The organism is Stenotrophomonas sp. 05L44_2 (genome assembly GCF_056665995.1).
In genome coordinates, this window is record NZ_JBFTNR010000896.1 from 1 (window position 1) to 1,429 (window position 1,429).

General features: G+C 62.9%; 2 protein-coding genes. Both read right to left on the reverse strand.

Annotated elements, in window-relative coordinates; translation table 11 throughout:
- Positions 1-923, reverse strand: a 923-nt coding sequence (locus tag AC1VAN_RS21755; protein WP_480986735.1) for an FkbM family methyltransferase, incomplete at its 3' end; no start/stop codon positions are given.
- On the reverse strand, positions 923-1,429 hold a 507-nt coding region (locus AC1VAN_RS21760; protein WP_480986736.1), incomplete at its 5' end, for a Wzt carbohydrate-binding domain-containing protein. The genes AC1VAN_RS21760 and AC1VAN_RS21755, both read right to left, overlap by 1 nt.

Here is a 1,429-nt window from a genome sequence, read left to right on the forward strand (position 1 = left end):
ATCATGCGCTGGTGTTCGTTCAGCGTGCGATGCTGGGCCTGCACCATCGCATTGATGGCGGTGGCATGTTCGGCCTGCAGGCGCTCCACATCCTCGCGGCGGACCAGCACTTCCTGCCGCATCGCCTCCGCCTCGGCCTCTGCCTCTTCCACCTGCGCGTCGCGCTGGGCGATCTGGTCGTTCATGTGAACTTCCAGCGCATGGTAGGCCAGGTTCATTTCGGCGCAGAACACGGACGACGAGCTGAGGCTGAAGTCATCAAAGACGTTGGGACCGCAGTTGAACGCGTCCATCAGCTCCGGGTGTTCCTGACTGACGTAGAACCGGTTCAGCCCATCGAAGTAGGCGAACGCGTAGCCCTTTGCCAGCACGGCTGGCTCCCACTCCAAGTGGGTCTGCTCGGTACTCAGCGGGCGCGTGCTTTCAATGACCACCACCCATGGCCGCTTGGTCGAGGTGGACCAGCCGTCCACCACCCGCGCCTCCGCTCCCTCGACGTCGATCTTCAGCCAGTGGATGTCAGCATCGGGAATCTGCTCAAGCACGGCATCCAGCGTGATCGCCGGAACCCGGATTTCGCCGACCTGGAAGCCCGCTTCGCGATGCTCCGCTGCGATCGCCTCGTCCATGGTGCTCAGGCCGGTTTCCAGGATGTCGAAAAAGCGGAGAATGCCAGGCTTGTCCGACACCGCCACCTGCAGCACCACCTCATCAGGGCGCCGTTCGCGCAACTGGCCTGCGTAGGCCGGGGTCGGCTCGACATGGACGCCGTTCCAACCGTGTTCGTGGAACAGGCGGCTGACCGAATCCACGTCCGGACTCTGCGCACCGACATCGACATAACGTCCGCCCTGAACATGCGAAAGCGCACGCCAGAGCATGACGTCTTCAAAGTTCTGCGCGTAGGAAATCAACTTCTCCATTACTTCTCCGCTGTCGTGTTCGATGCATCCAATGCTCCGGCCGCGTTGCCGGTGAAGCGCTCCACGGCGAAGGTGCCGTCCAGCCAGTTCGAGCCGATGAACAAGGGCAGGCCCGCATTCATGACATCAAACACAATCAGGTTGTCCACCCATTCGAAATTGTCCACCAGGTGGGTCTCGGTACTGACCAGCGCCGGCGACACCGAATAGGACCCGGGCCCGAGGCGGCAGGTGAAGTCCAGTGAGAACACCACGCGTTCGCCCTGCTGCACGTCCTTCTGGACCTGCTGGGCGTGCCAGGTGTTACTGCCCCACACGACATGCCCTTGCTTGTCGCGGAGCATGAATCCGAGCACGAGGCTGGGAATGTCCGAGAGCACCTCCGCCTCCAGTACCAGACGCAGCTTCTGTCCCACTGTGGCCAGAGCGACATCCGCTCCGGTGGCCGCATCGACCAGCCGCAGACTGCCGACCCGCGCCTGCCCGGTGCCACTGCGCGTAGTCAC